A 19,052-nucleotide genomic window follows, 5' to 3' on the forward strand; every position below is an offset into this window, starting at 1 on the left:
GCCACATAAATGCCATCGCTTGACGGTTTGCGCACTTGGTGGTTGGTTCAATGTTTAGAACGGTCATTATCCATCATGCAAATTATATGCAATGGACGAGCTATCAAGCAAGCGAGGAGCGCTGGTGTACTGGTTAATTGGTAGCTTGATAATCATCGTTATGATGGGGGTTTTGGCCGTCGCGGATACTATGCCGCTGCCTATTGGCTCCTTATTACCAGCAGACCTCAGCGCATCTTCTATCTTGCCGTTATTATTAATGGCTTTGACCATTGTTCTGCTGTTTATCAATCAGCGTTACATTGCGTTTGCACCCTCGATTGACGCTAAAAAGAGGTATGTTAAAAATTCCTCTGCTCAAAATCTTGCTGTTCAAAATTCTGCTAAAACCCCATCTTCTACATCACCATTACTCTATAAATTTGCTCATTATTTATTAACGACAGTATTAGCGTTAGCGCTGATTACTGGTTGTGGGCTGCTCGCTTTGATAAGTCAGCAGCAGGCGCAAAGTAATGCCATCAAACAAACTGTGCGCGTGCAAGCGTTGGTGAGCATCGAAGGCATCAGTGATAGTGTCTATGATGACGCAAGTAATAGTGGCTATCGGCAGGTTGCTACCATTAGCCATATATCGCCTTTACTGTCCGAGCTAACGTCGCAGGATTTGGACAAACTGAGCGTAAATTACAATGCCAATTATAAAGAGGTGACTAATAATAGCCTAAGCAATAAAGAAAATAACTTAAACGGAGATAATTTCGAATATTTCGAAAATAAACAATATCGTATACTGCTAAATGCTTATCCAAAAAAATCTTTCTCTAAAAAACCTTCTAAAAAAAGTACTGACAATAAATCGCAGACTATAGACTTAAATGATTTGCAGCCAGGTGATCAGTTATTGATGGCTTTGACACTAGCGCCCCTTGCTAACTCTGAGCAAGCGTTGAACAATCCAACGGGATTTGATAGTTATCGGTGGTTGCGAGGGCGACATATCGATGGGGTTGCCACGATATTAGCGACCAGTACCTCAACTATTCCGTTTAATGACTCAGCAGCATTGTCTAAAGCGGACGATTCTTATCTATACCGTTTGCGTACCGCTATCGACCAAGGACGTTGGCAACTACGTCAGCATTTTTATCAAGATTGGGCAGGGCAAACTCCCGCAGAGCAGCAAGCAAAAGCAGTGACTTTAAGCTTACTGACCGGTGATCGCAGTTTAATCAATCGCGCTACCAAAGATTTATATCAGCTGGCAGGTATTTCTCATTTATTGGCCATCTCAGGAACGCATGTTTTATTTTTAGCGATTGTGTTAGCGGGATTGGCAGTCTTACTGTTGAATCGTTTTTACCCCTCTCTCTATCGTCATATCCCGCGCTGGCAATTGCGCTGGTGGGTTATGATGAGCGCGGCTTTTATTTATGCCTTGTTTACTGGGTTTGATGTCCCTGCTGCGCGTACCGCGTGGATGTTATTAGCCATAGGTTTGATACGCTTAACGCTACTGCCAATTAGTACCATGCGTATATTGTTGGCGCTGGCGATACTGATGGCATGGTTCGACCCGTATGTACTGTGGCAGGCTGGTTATTGGCTGTCCTTTATAGCGGTAGCGCTGCTATTAAAGTACGAAGATAGTTCAGTAGCATGGAGTCAAGCAGAGTCTGCAAGCTTAACGACCACGAACTCTAATGACAATAAAAATGCGAAGATAATTCAACGCTTATGGCTAGGGTTTAAAAGGTTGTTTAAGTTACAGTTCTGGCTATTTATTGCGCTATTACCCATAACCTTATTGTTATTCGGTAAGGCATCACTGTTAGGGCTTATCGTTAATTTATTTGCTATTGGATTATTTGGTTGGGTGATTGTACCGCTAAATTTACTGGCTGGGCTGTGCTATCTTATCTCGCCTGCGCTAGCTGATACTATTTGGGCACTGGTGATTGCTCTCGTCGCTCATTTACACGAGCTTATCACGTGGCTAACGGCGTTACCGATATTCTCAGGGGCATGGCTTTATACGCCAGTGAATATGGCAATTTTGCTGATGGTATTATTGGCGATGTTGCCGTGGCTATTACCGCGTGGCCTTATCAGTCGTTGGCTCGCGCTAGCGCCGTTAACGCTACTGGTTATGACGGTATACGCCAATCAGCAGTCGTTAACCATGACTCCGACTCTCTATATTCTGCCAACGGGCGACCAATATTTAAGCGCGGCGGTGCTACAATACCCTGTGCTAAATAATGAAGATAATAAGACAAACGTTAGCTGGTTAATTTTAGCCGATCATAGGCCTTATGTTACTCGTACGATGCCAAGCACGCTAACCGCTGACAAGCTATCTGCGACATTAGAGCAACAACTACGCAGCTTATCTATCAAGCGTCTAGAAGGTATGGTAGTCCAAAGCAGTAGCGCGGCCTTGACGACATCTTTAGTGACATTAACAAATAACAACCGTCAGTCATTGCAGCCGACCATCTATAAGCCAAACGACTCTGAGCTGCTACCAATGACCGTCGCTGAGTTAAGTCAACGTCTCCCAACCGCTCAGTATTGGCAAGCCGGGCGTAGCGAGCGTTGGCCCGAGCTCCAGCGCGCTTATCAACTCACCAGTCAATCTGGTAAAAATAAAACTCAGGCAACCATCAGTGCCCAAGCTTGTGAGCAAGGTAAAACCTGGCAACTCGCCAATGGTGATTTAACGTTGCAAGCTATCACAGGTTGGAGCAAAATAAACGATGCCAGTGTCTGGGACTGTACGCTTGCGCTTGATAGTCGATTACCTATTCAAATTGTCAGTTATAATGCTGCTGACCCGCTCAAATCATTAGCTACTAAAGTACAAACACTTCAGTCCGATAACAAAGCGCCACCTTCTCATACTAAAAATGCTCAATCACGTTTGATTTTAAATGTCGATACCCATCCGCGCGTGTGGCAAATGTGGTCGTTATTATGCGCGATTGAACCGAATACTAAAAATGACACTTTAAAAAACTCTTTAAATAGTGCTATGAATAGCACAACATGGCTTGGGTATAGCACTTCGCATATCTCTGCAGATGCAATAAGGGCGCAACAAATCGATGAGACAATCACTTATGATAATAAGTCACTAGATGCCGCTCTAGCTTTTGAGGCCGATAGTAAGGATTAACCTTATAATCTGACTTATTGGTATCATCCTTATAAAACATCTCGCTCCTATAACCTGTCGCCTTTATAATATCAAGCTATTTCACAGTTCTGCTATTGAACCATGAGCGAAATGCCACCATACTTAGTAGCTTATTTAATTATTATTCTTATTATTGAAGTTCTAAAAAAAACTGCTTGTTTAAGTAAAAATATTTAATTCTTATTATGTAATTTTTTAGAGTTTCTCTTTTATCGTTTTACATTGTTTCTGACTTAGGAAGTTATATGCCCAACTGGCCACCAGACCCTAACAAACGTCCTGACAACTCGGCCAACCAGCCAACGCCGATGCAGCAGCAAAATCAGCCGAGCGGACAAGAGTGGCGACTGCTTGAAAATACGTTATTAGCCAGTGTGGTTGAGCAGCGCCGCGCCCGTCGCTGGAGTATTTTCTTTAAGCTATTGACCTTTGGTTATATTTTATTGATATTTTTGACCATTGGTCGCGGTTGTAGTACCAAAACACCGTCCGGGCTTGAAGGCGTTGATACCAGTAAGCCGCATTTGGCGGTGGTTGAAATCCAAGGAACGATTAGTAGTGGTGATGTCGCCAATGCTTACGATGTTAATGAGGCCTTAACTCGCGCTTTTGAAAACAGTAATGCCAAAGCCGTGGCGCTTGACATCAACTCGCCCGGCGGCTCACCCGTACAGTCTGATGAAATCTGGCAGACGATGATGGATTTGCGTCAAGAATATCCTGACAAAAAACTCTACGCGGTGATTGGTGATATGGGTGCTTCGGGCGCTTATTATATCGCTTCAGCTGCGGATGAGATTTATGTCAATCCATCAAGCTTAGTCGGTTCGATTGGCGTAATTATGCCAAGCTATAATATCGAAGGCTTAATGGATAAATTTGGCGTTAAAGACCGCACCATTACCGCAGGCGAGTATAAAGATATTTTAAGCTTGTCACGTCCGCTGACTGACTATGAAGAGCAGCATGTCGAAAAAGTGCTGGACAATACTCATAAGCACTTTATCAATGCGGTCAAAGAAGGTCGCGGCGATCGTCTAAAAAATCCTGAGGAAAATAAACTGTTTTCAGGGCTATTTTGGACCGGTGAGCAGTCGATTGAGCTTGGCTTAGCTGACAAAAAGGGCAGTATTTCGACTTTAGAGAAGAAGTTGAAGCTTGATAACGTCGTTAATTATACGCCAACCGACCCATTTAGCTTGTTTATGGATCGCTTTGCCGTTAAGTTAGGCGCCGGTCTTGGTTCAAGTATCAAGCTTGACGTGTTACCACAAGAAGAGGGTCAAGCGCAGATGCGCTAAGCGCTTTATATTTTAGATTTAATGTGTATGATTGTTAAGGCTGAGTATATGATTATGCTCAGCCTTAATTGTATATAAATTTCGATTATTATAATAAACAGCTATTTAAATTACTGAGAGCTTGTCATGAGTGCCATTAATCCACAGACCTTTGCGTCACTACCCAAGTCTAAGATAACCCAAAAACCTGTCATTCATTTTGCCCATGCCAATGGTATGCCAAGCGCCGTTTATACGCCGTTTTTTGCCCCGCTTGCTGAATTTTTTACCATTGAATATATCCCTATGCTGGGTAATACGCCCGATTATCCAGTAGATAACCATTGGCAAAGCCTGACCCAGCAGATTATTGATAGCGTTAAACGCACGTGTGAGCAGCATGGGGTGAGTCAGTTAGTAGGCGTTGGGCATTCGCTTGGTGCCATGTGTACTATGCAGGCGTTATACCGTGCGCCGGAGATATTTGCGCAAGCGGTGCTGATGGATCCACCGTGGATTTATGGCAAAGTAAGCCTGCTGTGGCATTTGGCAAAAAACGCCGATAGATTACCGCTGATGAATAATCGCTTGATGGATAAGCTGTCGCCAGCGGGCGTGTCCAAGCATCGCCGTGATGTCTGGGATAGCCGCGAAGACGCTTATGATAAGCTGCGTCATAAAGGCTTTTTTAAAGATTTCGATGAGCGTAGTTTTCAAGGCTATATCGAGCATGGTTTACATGAGCGTGCGGACGGCAAAGTCACACTGGCAATCCCTAAAGCCAGTGAAGTTGAGGTGTTTCGTACCAATCCGTCATGGTATTGGCTGACCCCAAACCGTGCACCTAAACCGCCAGTGACGCTCATCATTGGTGAAGACAGTATCTTTCTTAAGCGCCGCTTCCCGCAGCAAATCAAATCACGCCTGAATATCGATTATGAAACCCACACTGGCGGACATATGTTCCCGCTTGAGCACCCAGAGTCGGTGGCGCGTCAAGTGCTTGAGCTTATCAAAAAGCAATTGCCAAAATAAACGATGGTTGTGAATCCTAGAAGTTAGGATAAATGTAATGTGAGCAGCTAGCACACTTTTTTGAGTGACGATTTATGCTAAAAAAAGCGACCACCGCAACTATTAAGACCACAGTGTCTAAACCTGCGCCGCTATTTTCACGCTTGGGTGCGTTGCTGTTAGTGATAGTCATGGTAGTGACGTTCTTTATCAGTCAATTAATCGGCGTCTATATTGCAGGCAAAATGGTATTGCCCGCTACTAAGAATGCCACTATGGGCGATATTTTCTTTTTTGGTAGCAATGATGGTACGGTGGTTAGTCTTTCTATCATTATTGGCTGTATCTTACTGGTGGCAGTCAGCGTTTTATTGATTCGGGTGAGGGGCGGCAATGTAAAACAGTATCTAGCGCTCAAGCCGTTTTCATGGTCGGTTGGCATCGGTATGTTAGGGTTATTGCTGATATTTATGATTGGCAGTCAAGCGTTAACTTACCTGCTCAATGAATCACCGTTGGTCTTCGTCGACCCTTTATATCAGTCTGTCAGCTCAGTCTGGTTATTGATATTTGCCATGGTGATTGTCGCGCCGATTTATGAAGAGTTGATATTTCGTGGATTATTATGGTCGGCTATTGCTGAGCAGTTCTCAAACGTAGCCAACGCAGAGCATCGCGGCGCATTAGTTGCAAGTTTAGTGACCAGCGTGATATTTGCAGCGATTCATCTGCAATATGGCATGTATGAGATCAGCACTATTGTGGTATTGGCATTGATATTTTGCTATGCGCGTATCAAATCAGGCTCGCTAGTATTACCGATGCTGTTACATATTATTAATAATGGCGCCGCGATGGCGCAGTATTTAGCGGAAATTAGTTAAAGGTTTATATATAAACGTCAAATAGCTAATTGATGAATGTCTTTATCAATTAGCTATGCACCCATTAGCTGTTATTTTATGTTTATAGTGATTGATGACTAAGCATTTGGATTTAAGGCTAAGACTTCTTCAGCGGCTCGTTTAATATCATCAATTGTTAGCTGCGGTTTACCGCTCAATGCCTGTCGCCACTTGCGCGCACCTGTTAAGCCTTGAAACAACCCTAAATAATGCCGCGTCATCGTTGGTAGTGCTTCACCTTTAGCGCTTTGTTTTTCTAGATAAGGGTACAATTGCGCTAAAATATCCGAGCGCTTAGGAATCGGCGCGCCCCATAAACTGTTGGTTTCTGCCAGTAGGTACGGATTGTGATAAAACGCTCGTCCAATCATCACGCCATCGACATGCTGTAAATGGGCTTTAATATCAGCAACCGTTTCGATACCGCCGTTAATCTCGATATCAAGCGTTGGAAAGTCTTGTTTGAGACGGTAAACATCATCATAACGCAGTGGCGGTATTTCGCGATTTTGCTTCGGGCTCAAGCCCTGTAGCCACGCCGTACGGGCATGAACAATAAAGCGTGTACAACCTGCCGCTGCGACTTTTTCGACAAAATCTACCATAAACTCATAACTATCAAAATCGTCGATACCAATACGATGTTTAACGGTCACCGGAATATCGACCGCTGCCTGCATGTGCTTGACCAAATCAGCGACCGTCTGCGGCTCTGCCATGAGGCAGGCGCCAATTTTATTGTGCTGGACGCGATCAGAGGGGCAACCGACGTTGATATTGACCTCATCGTAGCCATGCTGCTGCGCAAATTGGGCACATTGGGCCATCTCGCTACTATCGGCACCGCCAAGCTGTAGCACCAGTGGATGCTCAAGCGTATCAAAGCGCAGATGCCGCGCGCGATTGCCATAGAGCAGCGCACCAGTACTAATCATCTCGGTATAAAGATAAACATGCGGATTAAACAGCCGTGCAAAGTAGCGATAATCTGTCGTTGTCCAGTCGATCATGGGCGCAACAGAGAGTCGTTTGTTGGTCATATCAACCATTAGGGTAAAGCCTCGTTATTATGCATGCATATAGTAGGTCGTTTTAAAATCGTTATACCAGTCTCACGTCGATATTCATCAATTTGCCAATTTTATTGCGAACCGACCTTGCTTTTACGTGCATTTTTAAATGTGTTTAAAAGGAGAATAGATAAAGCGCCATGAGTGTTATTTTCATGACGCCTTTTGATTATTCTATCCATATAAGTTAAATAATAGGAAAATCAATAACAAAGCAAAAATAGGGAAAAGCTCAGTAATTATTCTCTAAATCACTTCATCAATTTTTTTGAATTCAGGCAAATTATAAAAATAAATGCCCATGATAATGCCGATAAAGCCTACAAAGGCAATGTATAGCGCAGGCGAAAAGCTGATATATAAAGTGGCGTAACCAAGCCCAAAAGGCACCAACACTCCGACAATCCCATAAGCAACATTATAACAAAGTGCCATACCTGTCAGGCGCACGTTGGTGGGAAATAATTGTACCAAAATGGCCGGAACCATGCCCACAATACCCGCACAAAACCCTAACAGCGCATACATGATAAGAATGTAATCGCCACTTGCTTGTAGATGATAAAAGAATGCAAACATCTGCGCAATCAACAAGATAGAACCAATGGCCAATACTTTACCAAAGTTTTGATGGTTGGATATGATTCCGTAAAACACACAGCCGAGAATCATAAATACGATGCCTAAACTGTGTGAAAAGCCAAATAAATCATTATCCAAAGTAAAACGCAGCTCAATTAAATCGGGTAGGAGTAGAATGATAACGGTGGTGATACTGGCTATGATAAAGGTAAGTAGCAAGCCGATAAAGATAGAATGCTTACAATGCTTAAAGAGCAGGATAAAGGGTTTGGCAATATAATCACGCGGCTTTGCAGCTTTCATGGCGATGAAAAACGGCGATTCATCTATCCAGCGCCACGCCAAAAAAGGCACCACGCTTAGGATGGCCGCCATAAAAAATGGTACCCGCCAGCCATAAGCGGCCAGTTGCTCGGTGGTCATGGAGTTGGTTAGCCAAAGAAAAAAGGCGTTGGAAAATAGTACACCGACAAAAAAGCTTGCCGTTACATAACTACAGGCGACTGACAAATATTGGCGCGGCACATGCTCTGACACAAAAACCCAAGCCAGCGGTGCAAAAAGCCCAAACGCCATTCCTTGTATCAGGCGTAAAATAATGAATAAAGCAGGCGCAGCCATACCCCATTGCGCATACGTTGGCAAGCAGGCCATCGCCAGCAAGCTTGCAGCGGTCACCAAAATACTCATTAATAATATCGGTTTTCGTCCACTGATATCACCAAAGCGCCCAAAGATAACCCCGCCAAACGGACGTGCCAAATACCCAATCGCAAATAGCCCAAGCCCTTGTATTTTAGCCATCGCCGCACTGGTATTAGCAGGAAAAAAGGCGGCAGCGATGATATCAGCAAGATATAAGTAAATCAAAAAATCAAAGAACGCGACTGCGCTGCTAAAGCAGATAAAAAGCACAGCGTTTCTATCTTTAGAAGACATCAGAGCATATTGAGAACGAGAAGGCATAATAGATCACGCATCCACTTAAAGAGGGGTTGATTAGAATGGGTAAATAAAGCGTATGAAATAACAGTCGTGCGATAAAAGTATTGGCTATCTATAACAACCAATCAATCGGTAGCCATGACATGATGGCCAACCAAACATGATCACTAATATCGACGCGCGGCTCTGAATCGTAAACAACCTTTTCACCAGCTTCTACGGTATGCCATTGCAAGCTGCCATTTTCTAACAACTTAACTTCATAGGCTTGACCCAATAATTCATCGCTGAGCGCACTATGCAATTGTTTTGCCAGCTCCTCGTCATTGATAATGACGCCCATCTCGGTATTAATATTGGCGGAGCGCGGATCGACATTATATGACCCAATAAATACTTGGTAGTCGTCAACGGCAAAAGTCTTGGCATGCAGGCTGGTAGACGATTGACTGCGCGCTTTCCAAAGCTTGTTTTCGCGTTTTTCTTCAGAAGCGGTTGATTTTAGCTCGTAGATTTTTACCCCAGCTCGCAATAAGCTTGGGCGCCATTGACTGTAGCCAGAATGCACCGCGGTCACATCAGTGGCATCAAAGGAATTGGTCAAAATCTTGATATCAATACCAGCTTCTGCCAGCTCGACCAGTGTATTGACCCCGTCTTTGGTGGGGACAAAATAGGATGAAATAATCGTCAGGCGTTTGGTTGGACTGCCCAATAAAGTACGCAGCTGATGTACCAAATTGGTATCGGCTGGGACAGTCTTGGTCAATTTGCCGACGTCATCGCTTAAAAACTGCATGTCAGTCCAGCGAAAGGGCACGCGCTTATTGATTAAGTCACTATCAATAGAGGAATCTTCGATAGCCGTTTTATAGACGTCTAAGCTGCTCTTACTGTTGTTTTTTTCATCAGCTCTGAGTTTGTCCAAACCTTCCAAAAAATCCGTGGTTTCACCTTTATCAAGGGTGGCAAGGGTTTGGATATCAAATGAAATTGGCGCTGACCAATAACTGGCAAAGCTATTGTCAATGTCAGCGACTACTTTACCGATGAGCAAAACGTCTAAATCGGCAAATTGGCTGTTTTTGTCATTGCTTAGGTATTCGTCACCAATATTACGCCCACCAATAATAGTGATTTGCTTATCAAAGGTCATGCTTTTATTGTGCATGCGCCGATTAATGCGCGGTAGACCTGTTACGAAGTTTAAGGTTTGAAATTTGCGGTACATCAATGGGTTGATAATACGTACGGCGATATTCGGGTGGCTGGCAAAACGTAATAAATGCTGATCAAATTTGGCGCTATTATTAAAATCATCCAACAACAAACGAACGATGACGCCGCGCTCGGCCGCGTCCCATAAGTCCTTTAGCATCAGCTGTCCGGCTTGGTCATCGTGCCAAATATAATATTGGGCGTCGATATTACGCGTGGCCATGCTGGTCAAAATACTGCGTGAAGCAAAAGCGTTGGCACCTGTCACAATCGGATGATAACCCGATAAATCAGGGTGAATCTCGTTCTGTTCACTGATAGCGGCGACTAAGTCAGTGCTATCCGTTTTTGTATTGGTAGTTTGGCTGTTTTGTTGGCCGTCTTTCTGATTGCTATTTTGCTCGTGACCCTCTTGTTGATATAAAGCGTCGATACGCGCGGATAAAGCTTGGCTTTCAGGCAAATGCGGCTGCTTTGGCAAACTCTGACATCCACTAAGACCTAAGGTAAGGCCGAGAGTTAAGCTCAACGATAAGTTACTTGGTTCTATACTGAACATCGACATAAATGAGTGACCTTAGTGGACCTGAATTGTATAAAGCACGGGTTAAAAGTGGGCTTGATTTATTGGCTATTTTTACCGATGGTAGCACTGAGTATGGCGCGTATAATTATATTGTTTAAAAGTCCTATTGCTCAAAGCAATATTCGCAGCGCCGCTAAGCTTAACAGCTGACGCCATCTATGCCTATTGTAAATACGTTATTTTTTTCGGTTGCGGCGATTTATTTGGCCGTGATTTACATATCGCGCAGTCACCGTTTGCGCTTGCAATGTGTCATTAGAAATGTAATACGCTATTTTGGCTCAGGTGTTTGATGTAAGCAGTTTAATTACAAGGGTTTAATGATAAATAACGACTAGCCGCTATGCAAAAATAATATTTAGCATGGCTTTGAAACCAGCTGTTTGGAATAAGTTGCCATGCTATGATAACGCGAATAAAGAGTGTTTATAATCAAAATAGGCCGTATGTTTAATAATAACCAGTGCAATGGAAAATTTATGAGTCAGTCGCAAATGTATGATGATAGCAATGCAAATAAAACAGAGACAAATAAAGTAGACCCTAACTGGCGCGATGACGCGCTCAATCTAGAACTCGATTATGGCATGCAAACCATCGCCGTACGAGCAGGGCAGCATCGCACTGATGAAGGCGAGCATTCAGAGGCTATTTTTACCACAAGCTCTTATGTCTATGAATCAGCGGTGGACGCTGCCGCGCATTTTAATGGTAGCAAAACGGGTAACGTTTACTCGCGCCATACCAATCCGAGCGTGCGCACCTTTGAGCGGCGTTTGGCGGCGCTCGAAAACGGCGAGCGTGCGGTGGCGACAGCCTCAGGTATGGGCGCGATTTTGACCATGTGTTTGGCGTATCTTAAAGCTGGCGATCATTTGCTCGCCGCCAATCAATTATTTGGCTCATCGATTGGTTTGTTTAATAACTATATGGCAAAGTTTGGCGTTGAAGTCAGCTATGTCGATTGCTTCGATAATGACGCTTGGGCAAAAGCTGTGCGGCCAAATACCAAGGTTATTTATTGTGAAAGCCCGAGCAATCCGCTTGCACAAATTTGTGATATCGGCTATCTGAGCGAGCTGTGTAAAGCCAATGATATCTTATTGGTCGTTGATAATTGCTTTGCCACACCAGCCTTGCAGCGCCCATTAGATTTGGGCGCGGATGTGGTCATTCATTCTGCAACTAAATATTTAGACGGTCAAGGTCGGGTATTAGGCGGCGCTTTAGTCGGTAGCGATAAGCTGATGCAAGAGGCGTTTACTGTGGTTCGTTCAGGTGGTATCAGTATGAGCCCATTTAACGCATGGGTCTTTACTAAAGGGCTTGAAACGCTGAAATTACGTATGCAAGCGCATTGTCAAAATGCCAATCAAATAGCAGAATTTTTGGTCAATCATCCCAATGTTAGCACCGTGCACTTTTCAGGATTAAGCGACCATCCTGCACATGAGCTTGCGACGCGCCAACATCATATGAAAGGTGGCTATGGTGCTATCATGGGTTTTGAAGTTAAATCGTCGACTAGCCCTAATTCAAAGGGTACTGATTCAAAAGCCGCGGCTTGGCATGTGATTGATTCAACGCAAATGGTCTCTATCACCAATAATTTGGGCGATGCCAAAACCACCATTACCCATCCCGCGACTACTACCCATTTTCGCTTGACGCCTGAGGCGCGCGCAGAAGCAGGCGTTAATGATAGTCTCATCCGCCTGTCGGTAGGCTTAGAAGATGTGGAAGATATCATCAAAGATTTGGCGCGTGGTTTAGACAGTTTGTAAAGATCAAGGTATAATCGCCATTAACATCAGATTTAGTGATGAATAACGCTTTATAATGATACGCATTAAGACAAAATAAAAGAGGCAACTATGAATATTCAAGCATTGATGCAACAAGCACAAACGATGCAAAAGAAAGTCGAAGCAAACGTTGAAAACGCTAAAAAAGAATTGGCCAATAAAGAAGTGCAAGCCGAAGCGGGCAGTGGTCTGGTTAAAGTCACTATGACTGGTCGCCACGTCGTTAAGCGTTTGACCATTGATCCAAGTTTATTGGAAGACGAGCCAGATATGATTGAAGACCTAATCGCTGCTGCCATCAATGATGCCGTGCGTCAAGCGGATGAGCTGTATGAAGAAACCATGGCTGGCGCAACATCAGGTATGGGCTTACCACCAGGCATGCAAGGTCTGTTCTAAATAGCGGACTATAAGCGCTAAAAACTGCTGATTGACCACAAAAATGGGGTTGTTATCGACACGATACGACCCCATTTTTATAGCTACGATTTATAAATTAAGTTAAATAAAGGAAGTTACTTTGCTGACAGCCAAATTTGATCAGCTGGTCAAACAGCTACGTATTTTGCCGGGCGTGGGGCAAAAAAGTGCCCAACGTATGGCATTGCATTTGCTTACCAAAAAACGCCCCCAAGGCATGGCGCTCGCGCAAGCACTTGATGAGGCGATGCGTGATATTGTCGAATGCCAGCGCTGCCATAGTTTTAGCGACGAGGCAGTTTGTCCATTATGCCAAGATCCACGGCGTGATGATGGCTTGTTATGCGTGGTCGAAACCGCCGCCGATGTGATGGCTATCGAGCAAACCGCAGGCTATCGTGGGCGTTATTTTGTGTTGGGCGGGCATTTATCGCCCATAGACGGTATCAGCGCCGATGATCTAAATATCGATCAGCTGGTCTGGCGGGTGAAGCAAGAGCCGGTTGAAGAGCTAATTTTAGCGACTGGTACGACGGTCGAAGGTCAAACGACGGCACACTTTATCAGTGAGGCGGTTGGTCGTCATGTCAATAAAGTCACCCGCTTGGCGCAAGGCGTACCGATGGGCGGCGAGCTTGAGTACCTTGATAGTATGACCCTTGGGCAAGCCATGCAAAATCGCTCATTTTTGTAGTATTTCTGTCTCTTTGGTATTACTGCTTTTTTAAAACAAAATTTTGTTCATCTGATTTTATGATATTGTTATAGTTCTTTTTTCATTGTATTAAGACGCGGTTTAGCGTTTTATTTTCTTCTATTTCAGCAGGTATCTGCCCGTGTCAAACCATGTTTCAACAGCTTTAACTACTTCTAACCAATCAAACCGCTTAGATAATACTGCTACTGATGATGAGCTATCAAAACCATCAGTCAATGACGCGGTAGCGCCCACAGATTTGCCACCCAAGCCAAATATCGATGCATTGCTAGATGCCGCTGATGATGCGGCTGTTACCTGGGTACGTAAGCAGGATGATTTGGCTGAAGTTATCGATGCGTTGGCAACTTGCGGCCGGGTGGCGTTAGATACTGAATTTATCAAGCGCGATACCTACTATCCGCGCTTGGCACTGGTGCAGCTGAATACTGGCAATCATGTGTATTTACTAGATGCGCCGCAGTTGCAATTGGCCGAGCTATGGGAAGCGTTGGCTAAAGTAGACGTGGCGATTTGGCATGCCTGCGGTGAAGATTTGGGGATTTTTTATCTATTGTCTGACTGCCCGCCGTTGACCAATATTTTTGATACGCAAATTGCCCTGTCATATTTAACTGGCCAATTGCAAATGGGCTATCAGCAGGCGCTTGATGACCAATTAGATATGCATATCGATAAAGAGCAAAGCCAATCAGACTGGCTGCAACGCCCGCTATCAGATGAGCAAGAGCAGTATGCGATAGATGACGTGCGTTTTTTGCCAGCGCTTTATCTAAGCCTTGAATATGAGCTGAAAAAGCAGGGTCTGTTTGAATACGTGTGGGCGGACTGCCAGCTTTATGCCAGTGACTTATATGACGCACAGCATGTAGCCGATGATGAGATGTATCTAACGATGGCAGATTATCGTTATACCTCTGAGCAGATGGCGATATTGCAAGCAGTGGCAACATGGCGCGAGGAGCTAGCACGCGCGACCAATCAGCCGCGTACCTTTGTGATAAAAAAACAAGCAGTACGCGAGATTATTACAGAAAAACCAAGCAGTATGCGCGAGCTTGCGCACAAAACCACGATGCACCGTAGCATGTTACGCCTCTATGGTGAAGAGTTGCTCAAGGTCATTAAAGAAGCCAAAAACCTGCATCCTGCTGAGCATCCGGATTGTCTACTGCCACCGTATCGCTCAAAAAACAAAGTCTTATCAAAAGCAGTGCAACAAGCAATCGATGCGCAAGCAGAAAGAATCGGCGTGCCTGCTAATGTCTTGATGCGTAAAAAATGGCTCGCACAGCTCTATGAAGTGATCGCCTTTGATAAAGACCTAAGCGAATTGCCAGAAGGGTTAAAAGGCTGGCGCAATGAGTGGGTGATGCAAACCTTGATTCCAGTGATTAAGGAGCATAAAACCGAGTTGCAGCAGGGTATGGGTATCAATGTTCGCTAAACGATAAAGAGTAGCGTTTATAAGTGTTTAGTGTCTATAAATGCTTAAAATCGCTATGGTCAAACTGTCCATGTTGTAAAAAATATCTGGTTTGTGCGGCCACTGTTTTATCGACCAGCATCCCAGTATGCGACACTGGTAATACGATATGATCAGTGGCTGTCTCTATTTTGGTTTCTTCTATATATACTGTGCCATCGTGTAGCAGATGTTCTGCTGATGGCAGGTTGTCTGTCCGACGCAGTTTGCGATTATGATACTGCAAAAATAACTGCCCTAAGCCATAAGGACGATTACCGGCAATCACGCCTAAGGTAATATGCTCCGGTAAGGGCGCGACGGTTCCATCTAGCGCATCGACGTACGAACGCCCCACTACCACTGGGGATAAGCGCCAAATATAATCTGCACAAACACTACCTAAATGCGGTGTCCCGAGCGTTACGCAGCGCCCAATTTGCCATTGTGGATATTCATTAACAAAATCACGAATAATCAAACCACCCAAACTATGACCGACTAAATCGATTGGCTGGTCAGGATGGTGGTTTTCTTCTAGCCAACGATTGAGCCGTGCGCTATTGGTTTTGATGCCATCACGCAGACTACGATAGCCAAATTGATAAGTATCAAATCCTGCGGCTTGCAAGCGTTTGGCTAATGGCCGCATAATCCAAGCGGTTTGATGCAGACCATGAATCAGAATAACGCGGTTTTTTTGTTGCATGTTATTGTCCAAAAGTTATTTTACTGATATTTTATTATATTAGGCTCTAGCCCCTAATTTAAACGTTAATCTCATGATCTTTTAAATTATTAGCCCAGAATAGACAAAATAAAAACCTCCAAATCAGCTACTGACTTGGAGGTTTGTTTTTATATCAACTATTTATCTTTGTTTGAAAACTACATATAGTTTTCGATACTTGGGCAAGAACACATGAGGTTCTTGTCGCCGTAAGCATCATCAACACGTGCCACACTCGGCCAGAACTTATGGGTGCGGATGTAAGGCAGTGGGAATGCAGCGGTATCACGGCTGTACGGATGTGACCATTGGCTGCTAGTAATCATCGCCGCGGTATGCGGTGCATTGACCAGTGGATTGTCTTCTAATGTCCAACCATCTTCGCCAGCTTTGGCTTTCATTGCCTCATTTTTGATAGATTGTAGCGCACTGATAAAACGATCTAACTCTTCTTTAGATTCAGACTCAGTGGGCTCAATCATCAAGGTGCCTGCAACTGGGAAACTCATCGTTGGTGAGTGGAAACCATAATCCATCAAGCGCTTAGCAATATCGCTTTCACTGATGCCAGTTTCTTCCTTCAATGGACGAATATCGATGATACATTCGTGAGCGACGCGGCCATTTTTACCCGTATAAAGAACAGGGTAGTGGTCTTTCAGCTGGCTGGCAACATAGTTGGCATTTAATAATGCAAGCTCAGTGGCTTTTAGCAGACCATCACGGCCCATCATCGCGATGTACATCCATGAGATAGGTAAGATACTCGCTGAACCATAAGGTGCTGCTGATACAGCTGAGCAATCATTTTGCGCATTATGTACAGGGCTCAACGTATGGTTGGCCATGTATGGTGCTAAGTGTGCTTTCATGCCAATAGGGCCCATGCCAGGACCGCCGCCGCCATGTGGAATGCAGAAAGTTTTGTGCAAGTTCATATGTAGTACGTCTGCACCGACATCAGCAGGCTGCATCATGCCGACCTGCGCATTCATATTGGCGCCGTCCATGTATACTTGACCGCCATGCTTATGAATCAAATCACAAATATGACGAATGCCTTCTTCAAATACGCCATGTGTCGATGGATAAGTAATCATCAAGGCACCTAAACGCGCGCTGTGCTCTTCACATTTGGCGGTCAAGTCATCGATGTCTACGTTACCGTTTTCATCGGTTTTCACCACGACGACTTGCATGCCCATCATCATGGCGGTAGCAGGGTTGGTACCGTGCGCTGACATTGGAATTAGGCAAACATCACGGTCCGTTTCGCCCAATGACTCATGGTAACGACGGATTGCTAAGAGACCAGCGTATTCGCCTGAAGCGCCAGAGTTAGGCTGCATAGACACTTCATCAAAACCTGTGATGGCTTTGAGTTGCTCTTGCAAGCTATCAATCATTGCAATGTAGCCAGTCACTTGACCGCGTGGCGCAAATGGATGCACATTGGCAAATTCAGGCCACGTAATCGGTAGCATCTCACTGGTCGCATTCAATTTCATGGTACAGCTACCGAGTGAAATCATGCTACGGTTCATCGCCAAATCTTTGTCTTCAAGCGATTTTAAGTAGCGCAGCATTTCATGTTCGGTATGATGCGAGTTAAAGACTGGATGGGTCAAGATGTCATCGCTACGCAAGTGAGCGCCATCGAGTGACACGCGAGCTTCTGTTGGCAAGTCATGAGCTTTACTGACAAATAGTTGCGTTAAGACATTAAAATCTTGCGCATCGCTAGTCTCACTAAAGGCAACACTTAATTTGGTGTCGCCAAGACGCCATAAGTTGTAGCCAATATTGTCGGCGTTTTCAAAAATCTGCGTTGCCATTTTTTCTGAACCACAATCAACGACGACACTGTCAAAGAATTGATCATGTACCACATTTAAATTGCTATCGTTAGCGCCTTTAATAACATCAGCAAAGGCAGTCGCAAACGCATGGATACGAGTGGCGATACGCTTAACGCCATTTGGACCATGATAAACGGCATACATACCAGCTAGATTGGCAAGTAATACTTGTGAGGTACAGATGTTTGAGTTGGCTTTTTCGCGGCGGATATGCTGCTCGCGAGTTTGCAGTGCCATACGTAGCGCGGTATTGCCTTGCGAGTCTTTAGAGACACCAATGATACGACCAGGTGCTGAACGCTTGGCTTTATCCGAGAAGGCAAAGTAGGCGGCGTGTGGACCACCAAAACCCATCGGAATACCAAAACGCTGAGTGCTACCGAGTGCTACGTCTGCGCCCATATCGGCTGGTGACTTTAATAGCACCAAGCTCATGATGTCACTGACAACGCTCACATAAGTTTTGTTTTTCTTTACCGCCGCAATAACATCGGTTAAGTCTTTTACATCGCCTTCAACACCGACGTATTGGAAGATAGCACCGAAATAATCACCTGATTTAGCCAGTTCGAAATCACCAACCACCACTTCCCAACCAAAATATTTGGCACGAGTATTGATGACATCTAAGGTTTGCGGATAGATACGCTCATCCACAAAAAACTGGTTTGATTTGCTTTTGCTCACACGCTTCGACATGGCCATCGCTTCTGCCGCAGCCGTTGCTTCGTCAAGTAATGACGCGCCAGCCATCTCCAAACCTGTTAAATCAATACAAACTTGCTGGAAGTTAAGCAGTGCTTCTAGGCGACCTTGGGCGATTTCTGCTTGATAAGGCGTGTAAGCAGTGTACCAACCTGGATTTTCAAGGACGTTGCGCTGAATCACTGCTGGCATACGCACAGGCGAGTAACCTTGACCAATATAGCTCTTATTAACCGTGATATCGTCTGCCATGGTACGTAGTTTAGCAAGCGCGGCGTGTTCACTCATGGCCACAGGTAAATCTAGCTCTTTATGCAAGCGCACAGGTTCAGGCACGGTATCATTGATAAAGCTTGCCATATCTTGATAACCAACGGCATTTAATAGGTCGGCTTGTTTGGCATCATTTGAGCCTAAATGACGATAGACAAATTCAGCTTCGTTGAATAAACCTTGAAAGGTATCAAACGTTGGGTTTTGAGAGATAGTCATAACAGTCCTTGATAAAAGGGATGATAAAGGAGATGGCTAAAATAACGAATAAATAATAA

General features: G+C 44.5%; 13 protein-coding genes. 8 read left to right on the forward strand and 5 right to left on the reverse strand.

Features of this window, described 5'->3' with window-relative positions; all coding sequences use genetic code 11:
- Nucleotides 1-124 precede the first annotated feature (124 nt).
- From RAH45_RS04380 to RAH45_RS04395, 4 genes are all read left to right on the forward strand, one after another.
- Nucleotides 125-3,178, forward strand: a complete 3,054-nt coding sequence (locus RAH45_RS04380) for a ComEC/Rec2 family competence protein (RefSeq protein WP_306495582.1) — start codon at nt 125-127, stop codon at nt 3,176-3,178.
- Nucleotides 3,179-3,444: 266 nt separating this feature from the next.
- Nucleotides 3,445-4,500, forward strand: coding sequence for a signal peptide peptidase SppA (gene sppA, locus RAH45_RS04385; RefSeq protein WP_306495583.1), 1,056 nt, complete (start codon nt 3,445-3,447; stop codon nt 4,498-4,500).
- A 126-nt stretch (nt 4,501-4,626) separates the two neighbouring features.
- Complete coding sequence (locus tag RAH45_RS04390) at nt 4,627-5,514, forward strand: alpha/beta fold hydrolase (RefSeq protein WP_306495584.1); 888 nt, start codon at nt 4,627-4,629, stop codon at nt 5,512-5,514.
- A 74-nt stretch (nt 5,515-5,588) separates the two neighbouring features.
- Nucleotides 5,589-6,377, forward strand: coding sequence for a CPBP family intramembrane glutamic endopeptidase (locus RAH45_RS04395; protein WP_306495585.1), 789 nt, complete (start codon nt 5,589-5,591; stop codon nt 6,375-6,377).
- A gap of 98 nt (nt 6,378-6,475) precedes the next feature.
- Here the strand turns inward: RAH45_RS04395 and dusA are convergent, their stop codons facing one another.
- The 3 genes from dusA to RAH45_RS04410 form a co-directional block, all read right to left on the reverse strand.
- A complete protein-coding gene (gene dusA, locus RAH45_RS04400; protein ID WP_306495586.1) occupies nt 6,476-7,447 on the reverse strand; it encodes a tRNA dihydrouridine(20/20a) synthase DusA in 972 nt (323 codons plus the stop codon).
- A gap of 267 nt (nt 7,448-7,714) precedes the next feature.
- Nucleotides 7,715-9,016 carry an MFS transporter gene (locus RAH45_RS04405; protein WP_198327927.1) on the reverse strand — a complete coding sequence of 434 codons (1,302 nt, stop codon included), beginning with the start codon at nt 9,014-9,016 and terminating at the stop codon, nt 7,715-7,717.
- Between the two features lie 91 nt (nt 9,017-9,107).
- Nucleotides 9,108-10,778: a phospholipase D family protein gene (locus tag RAH45_RS04410; protein ID WP_306495587.1), complete on the reverse strand. Its 1,671-nt coding sequence runs from the start codon at nt 10,776-10,778 to the stop codon at nt 9,108-9,110.
- A gap of 500 nt (nt 10,779-11,278) precedes the next feature.
- Here RAH45_RS04410 and RAH45_RS04415 point away from each other — a divergent pair, with 500 nt between their 5' ends.
- The 4 genes from RAH45_RS04415 (at nt 11,279) to RAH45_RS04430 (ending at nt 15,189) form a co-directional block, all read left to right on the forward strand.
- A complete protein-coding gene (locus RAH45_RS04415; RefSeq protein ID WP_306495588.1) occupies nt 11,279-12,583 on the forward strand; it encodes an O-succinylhomoserine sulfhydrylase in 1,305 nt (434 codons plus the stop codon).
- Between the two features lie 90 nt (nt 12,584-12,673).
- Entirely contained in the window at nt 12,674-13,003 is a 330-nt protein-coding gene (locus tag RAH45_RS04420; protein ID WP_068404078.1) for a YbaB/EbfC family nucleoid-associated protein, read from the forward strand.
- A gap of 121 nt (nt 13,004-13,124) precedes the next feature.
- Nucleotides 13,125-13,718 (forward strand): recombination mediator RecR, encoded by a 594-nt coding sequence (gene recR, locus RAH45_RS04425; RefSeq protein ID WP_144297116.1) that lies wholly within the window; start codon nt 13,125-13,127, stop codon nt 13,716-13,718.
- Between the two features lie 142 nt (nt 13,719-13,860).
- Nucleotides 13,861-15,189: a ribonuclease D gene (locus RAH45_RS04430; RefSeq protein ID WP_306495589.1), complete on the forward strand. Its 1,329-nt coding sequence runs from the start codon at nt 13,861-13,863 to the stop codon at nt 15,187-15,189.
- A 34-nt stretch (nt 15,190-15,223) separates the two neighbouring features.
- Here RAH45_RS04430 and RAH45_RS04435 read toward each other — a convergent pair whose 3' ends face one another.
- Both RAH45_RS04435 and gcvP read right to left on the reverse strand, forming a co-directional pair.
- Complete coding sequence (locus RAH45_RS04435) at nt 15,224-15,916, reverse strand: esterase/lipase family protein (RefSeq protein ID WP_306495590.1); 693 nt, start codon at nt 15,914-15,916, stop codon at nt 15,224-15,226.
- Between the two features lie 179 nt (nt 15,917-16,095).
- Nucleotides 16,096-18,993, reverse strand: a complete 2,898-nt coding sequence (gene gcvP / locus RAH45_RS04440) for an aminomethyl-transferring glycine dehydrogenase (protein WP_201588929.1) — start codon at nt 18,991-18,993, stop codon at nt 16,096-16,098.
- Nucleotides 18,994-19,052 lie beyond the last annotated feature (59 nt).

It is taken from the genome of Psychrobacter sp. van23A, assembly GCF_030845275.1.
Lineage (GTDB): Bacteria > Pseudomonadota > Gammaproteobacteria > Pseudomonadales > Moraxellaceae > Psychrobacter > Psychrobacter faecalis.